Below are 5792 nucleotides of genomic sequence, written 5' to 3' on the forward strand. Positions count from 1 at the left end.
GCCCCGGGCACCCCCGCCGCCTCCGCCGTGACGGCCACATCCGTCCGGCTCACCTGGGCCGCGGCCACCGACAACGTGGGCGTCACCGGCTACGACGTCGTCCGCGTCAGCGGCGGCTCCGAGACCAGGGTCGCCTCGTCCACCACCAACACCGTCACCGTGACCGGCCTCACCGCCGACACGGCGTACACCTTCGCCGTCTACGCCCGTGACGCGGCGGGGAATCGCTCGACCCGCTCGGCCACGGTGAACGTCACCACCGAGGAGGGCGGTGGCACACCCGGCGGGGCCTGCTCCGTGGGCTATCGCGTCGTCAACGAGTGGCCGGGCGGCTTCCAGGGCGAGATCGTCATCCGGAACACCGGCACCACCGCCGTCAGCGGCTGGACTCTGGCCTTCACCTTCGCCAACGGCCAGACCATCACCAACATGTGGGGCGGGACGCCCACCCAGGACGGCGGCAGGGTGAGCGTCGCCCCCGCCGCCTACACCTCCACCATCTCCGCCGGCGGCTCGGTCACCGTCGGCTTCATCGGCGGCAGGGGGACCACCAACACGGCCCCGGCCGCGTTCACCCTCAACGGCGCTGGCTGCACGATCATTTGACGGCCCGTTCGCACTGGTCGGCAGGGGGCACCCGCCTCCCGCCGGTCAGTGCCGTCGGGTTGGCGAGGCCGCCGACCCCGCTTGTGGAACAGGTCGTCACAGCTGGTGAGATACCGCGCGAAGTCCTGGAAACGGCCCTCCACGCAACCGCTCCCCCCAACTCGTTTGCTGTTGCCTTCTCGTTAAGCTGGGCTCCTTGACGCCGCATGCTGTTGCCGCGTTGGCTGTTCAGTCACCTGGTCGCCATGCTGCCCCACCACCTGGTCGCCATGCTGCCCCACGCCCGGAAGGCACCTGATGTGAACGCTCGTACCCCCCACAAGACCGCTGTGCGTCGTTGCGCCATAGCCCTGACCGCTTCCGCGTCGGCCCTTTTGCTCACCTCCTGCGGCGTCCTCGACTCAGTCGCCGGGGGGAGCAGCTCCGCGACGCCGAAGAGAGGCAACGACATCACGGTGGGTCTCCTGCTGCCCGACAAGGAGACGACGCGCTTCGAGAAGTTCGACTACCCCCTCATCAAGAAGCGGGTGGCCTCGCTCACCGAGAACAAGGGCAAGGTCCGCTACGCCAACGCCGAGGCGAGCGCGGCCAGGCAGAACAAGCAGCTCGAGGAGATGATCGCCGCCAAGGTGGACGTGCTCCTGGTGGACGCGGTGGACGCCAAGACCATCGCGGCGGGCATCGAGAAGGCCAAGGACGCGGATATCCCCGTCATCGCGTACGACAGGCTCGCCGAGGGCCCGATCGACGCGTACGTCTCCCATGACAACGAGCTTGTCGGCGAGGTCCAGGGCCGCGCCCTCGTCGAGGCGCTCGGCAGCAAGGCATCCACCAGCCGGATCGTCATGATGAACGGCTCGCTCGCCGACCCGAACACGGCGCGGTTCAAGCAGGGCGCGCTGTCCGAGCTGGACGGCAAGGTGGTCATCGCCAAGCAGTACGACACCAGGGAGTGGCTGCCCGAGGTCGCCAAGACGAACATGGAGAAGGCGATCAAGTCTATCGGCCTCAGCAGGATCGCCGCCGTCTACTCGGCGAACGACGGTATGGCGGGTGCCGTCATCGACGCGCTGAAGGAGGCGGGCGTCAGCAAGGTCCCGCCGGTGACCGGACAGGACGCCGATCTGCCGGCGGTGCAGCGGATCGTCTCCGGCGAGCAGTACATGAGCGTGTACAAGTCGTTCCTGCTGGAGGCCAACGCCGCCGCGGACATGGCGGTGGCCAGGGTCCAGGGGCGCTCGATCGAGTTCGACGCGCTGACCCGCGACACGGTCGAGAACCCGGCCGGGGACAGGATCCCGTCGTCCTTGGTGCCAGTGGTCGCCCTCACGAAGGACAACATCGAGGAGACGGTGATCCGGGACGGCGTCTACGCCGTCGACGACATCTGCACCCCGGAGTACGAGGCGGACTGCGAGGCGATCGGCCTCGAGTAGCGAAGCAGCGAAGCAGCGCGTGGGGCGGGCGGGCACCGCAGCCCGCCCGTCTCCGCCCGACTCACCTCACCTGCGGTGCGGTCCGGACGGATCTCGGAGAAGGGGAATGTGGGACGTGAAGGGCAGGCTGGCCGGGTCACCTGCCCGCCTGGCGCAGCACGGTCACATGGTCGCCGTAGCAGCAGACCAGATGCCCGGTTTCGGCGAAGGCCAGGGCGTGGCACGCGTCGGGCATGGTGATGGCGTCGAGGGCGCGACAGGTGTTCAGGTCCCACAGACGTACGGTTTCGTCGGAGGAGCAGGTGGCCGCGACGGGACGGCCGTCGAGGATGGTGGTCGTGACCGCGGTCACGACGTGAGGTGATGCCGTCCGGAACGGAGGTGCCGCCAATGGCTGAGAGGCGGCCTGGTGGCCGGTCAGCGGAGTGCCGGCGCGCAGCGAGGACAGGTCCCACACGAAGAGCCTGCCGCTGCCGCCGCCCGTGACGACGACGGGAGACGAGTCGCGCGCGGCGAAGGCCATCGTCCTGACGTCACGAGCACTGCCCATCCAAGGGAACGGACGCTCTGGGAACCGCTCCTCGGTGGGCAGCACGGGTGGCTCTCCCGTGGTCAGGTCCCACACCCGGATGTCGCCGCGTGTCGAGCCCACGATCCCGACCGGCCGGCCGTGCAGCAGGCCGCAGGCCACGGCGGTGAGCGGGGCGCGGACACCGAGGTCCGCGGGTCCCACATGAACGATCAGGGGCGGGCCGAGCGGCTCACCGCGTTCGAGGTCCCACGCTCGTGCCGTGCCGTCCTCGGCCGCGCTGACCGTGACCGGTCGACCGTTCAGGCTCATGCACGCCAGCGCCGTGATCCGGCTCTCGTGCCTCCGGGTCCGTGGTACGACGGCCCGTCCGGTCGCCGCGTCCCAGACCCCGACCGTCAGGTCCGTGGAGCCCGTGACGACGACCGGCCGGCCGGCGAGCACCGTGCACACCAGGTTCGTCACGGCACCCGCATGACCGGTCCGAAGCGGTGGGAGCTGCTGTCCCGTGGCCACGTCCCACCGTCTCAGGACCGGGCTGTCGTTTGCGGTGACCGCGACTTGACGGCCGTTCAGCGCCGTGCACGCCACAGCGGTCGCGATGGCGCCGCCGTTGCCGACCCGTTTGCCGGCCGTGGTCAGCTCCCAGGAGCGGACGCTCCGGTCGTCGGAACCCGTGACCACCACCAGCCCGCTGTTCACCATCGCGCAGGTCGCGGCCGTCACCTCACGCGTGTGCCCGTACATCGCCTTGCCCAGTTGCTCGCGGGAGCTGAGGTTCCACACCTTCGCAGTACGGTCGTCAGAGCCGGTGACAACGATGAGATGTCCGTCCAGAACGGCACACGCGAGCGCGTTCACCGATCCGGCATGCCCGGTCTGGAGTTCGCTGTGCATGCGCCGGTCGGTGAGATCCCAAGCCTGTACGGTCCTGTCCCCTGAACAGGTCACGGCCGTCGGGCGGCCGTTCAACTCGGTGCACGCCAAGGCGTTGATCGGCCAGCGGTGGGTGATCGCGGCCTGGTGGGTGTGCTTGTCGAGGCTCAGCCTCCACACATGCAGGGAGCGGTCGCCTGCGACAGTCACGGCTGCCGGATGGCCGTCGATCACCGTGCACGCGACCCCTCTCACCGAACCGACGTGGGCAGCCATCGGATCGCCGATCTGTCTGCCCGTGGCCAGGTCCCAGACACGCGCGGTGCGGTCGTCCGAACCGCTCACAGCTATCGCTCTGCCCTCGAGTTCGGTGCACGACACAGCGGTCACAGGGCCTTCGTGTCCGGCGAGGGGATCGCCGATGGGCCGGCCGGTGGCCAGGTCCCACAGTCGTAGCGTGCGGTCTCCGGATCCCGTGACCAGAACAGGCCGTCCCGCCAGCTCGGTGCAGTACACCGCCGTCACGGCACCCAGGTGGCCGGTGCGCACGTCGCTGATCCGCAGGCCGGTCACCAGATCCCACAGCCGTACGGTCGTGTTGCCGTAGCCCACCGCGATGACGTGCTGTCCGTTCATCTTGCCGCAGGCCACGGAGCGTACCCGCCCCGTCCTGTGGGCGAGGGTGGCTCGCAGGTCGGCGGACAAGGTGCCTCCGGAACTCCACACCGGCTTCCAGGCGTGCTCATCGATCCCGGAGTTCAGCGTCGCGAGCAGCGCCGGGTCACAGTGACGGGCGGCGTCGAGGGCGAGGATGCGGCGGCGCTCGCTCAGGTCCTCGCGGCGGTGCGCGCCGAAGGACGTGCGGTAGATCTCCGCGGGCCCGGACCGCACGTCGCGCAGGTGGGACATCAGCTCGTCGGGGTCGGCGTGTACGAGGAACTCGGCCTCCGCGATGACCTCGTCGAGCACCTCGCCCCGTACGGCGTGGGCGGCCAGATACCGCCGGGTGTAGGGGTGGGCGCGGCTCCAGTCACGTCCGCCGTCGAGGGTGCGGGGGACGCGCGCGACGAGGGCACGGGTCATGCGGGCGTGCGCCTCGATGGCGTCCGCGTCCGCCCTGAGGTGTTCGGCCAGGGCCTCGTGGTAGAGGCGGTAGGCGGAGCGGCCGGATTCCGTGGCCTCGACCACGTACGCGCCGGCCGCGTGCCGCAGCCACATGATGTCGTCGTCGGTGTACGTCCGCCCCGACAACGCGCCCGCGAGGGGCGCCCACAGGTCCTCCCAGGGCAGGCCCTGGCCCTCCGCGAAGGCGAGCGGTCTCAGCAGGTCGACGGCGCGGTCCGCGGCGGAGCCGAGCCGTTCGGCCATGTCGTGCCGCATGGCCTCGCTGGGCAGCCGGGGCAGGGCCGCGCGCCAGGCCGGGTCGTCGGGATCGGGCAGCCCGGGCGTGGCGGCCAGGGTGCCCGCGGAGATCCGGGCCACCAGGAAGGACGGGCCCGCGGCGGCGGCGACGCGCCGGGCGACGGACATGCGCAGCGCCTGCGGACAGTTCAGGTAGGGCGAACCGGGGTGCGCTTCGAGGAGGTTGAGGACCGTGTATCGCAGCAGGGCGTCCGGGTCCGCGTACCGGTCGGCATCCAGGTCGATCTGGTCCTCGCGGCACAGGCCGAGCGCCGGCAGCAGGTGGGGGCGGGTTCCGAGCAGGAATCTGACGGGGACGCCGGTGTGCCGGATCAGCGGGAGCAGCACCCGGCGGCACAGGGTGTCGGGGGTCGCGGCCTCGTCGAGCGCGTCGATCAGGACCGTGAACGTGCGGCCGGCGGCGGCTTCGCGGCTTAGCCCCTTGGCGAGTTCACCGACTGTGGTGGCCGGTACCCGGGCGGCCTCGGCCAGTGCCTGGAGCACCTGCTCGTCGGTCAGATGCTGGGCGTAGACGCTGACGTCGAGGTCACCCGGGGCGGGCAGGTCGGCCGGTGCGGCCCCGATGGTGTCCGGCGGGATGGTACGGCGATGCTCCTCGTCGGTCAGGGCCGCGATCAGCCCGAGCACGGCGGTCTTGCCCGAGCCGGGGCCGGCGGTGACGGCCAGGACCCGTGCCGTCCCGCCGTCGTCCCGCAGCCATGAGGTGATCTCCGCCAACGCCCGGCGCCGGCCGGAGAACCACCAGCCTGCCCGGTCGGGGGTGGCCCCCATGGCGCGTACCAGAAACCGGGTGCGCAGCTCGGTCTTCCGCCGTTCGCGCTGTTCGTCCCACTGGATCGCCTGCTGCAGGGCGAGGTCCACCTCGGTGAGCCGGGCGTCGTGGCGGGGGTTGGGGAAGAAGGGGGGCACCTCGCCGCTCATAC

3 protein-coding genes are annotated in these 5792 nt (G+C 70.8%); 2 read left to right on the forward strand and 1 reads right to left on the reverse strand.

Annotation, left to right across the window (positions count from 1 at the left end; all coding sequences use genetic code 11):
• The coding region (locus FNH04_RS40165; protein WP_194236981.1) for a cellulose binding domain-containing protein at nt 1–606 on the forward strand (606 nt) is incomplete at its 5' end.
• Between the two features lie 329 nt (nt 607–935).
• Nucleotides 936–2042, forward strand: coding sequence for a sugar ABC transporter substrate-binding protein (locus tag FNH04_RS40170; protein WP_386574677.1), 1107 nt, complete (start codon nt 936–938; stop codon nt 2040–2042).
• A 136-nt stretch (nt 2043–2178) separates the two neighbouring features.
• Here the strand turns inward: FNH04_RS40170 and FNH04_RS49170 are convergent, their stop codons facing one another.
• On the reverse strand, nt 2179–5778 hold the full coding sequence (locus tag FNH04_RS49170; protein ID WP_152791090.1) for a hypothetical protein: 3600 nt from the start codon (nt 5776–5778) through the stop codon (nt 2179–2181).
• Nucleotides 5779–5792 lie beyond the last annotated feature (14 nt).

Origin of the sequence: Streptomyces phyllanthi, assembly GCF_009377205.1 — a bacterium.
Classification (GTDB): Bacteria; Actinomycetota; Actinomycetes; order Streptomycetales; family Streptomycetaceae; genus Streptomyces; species Streptomyces phyllanthi.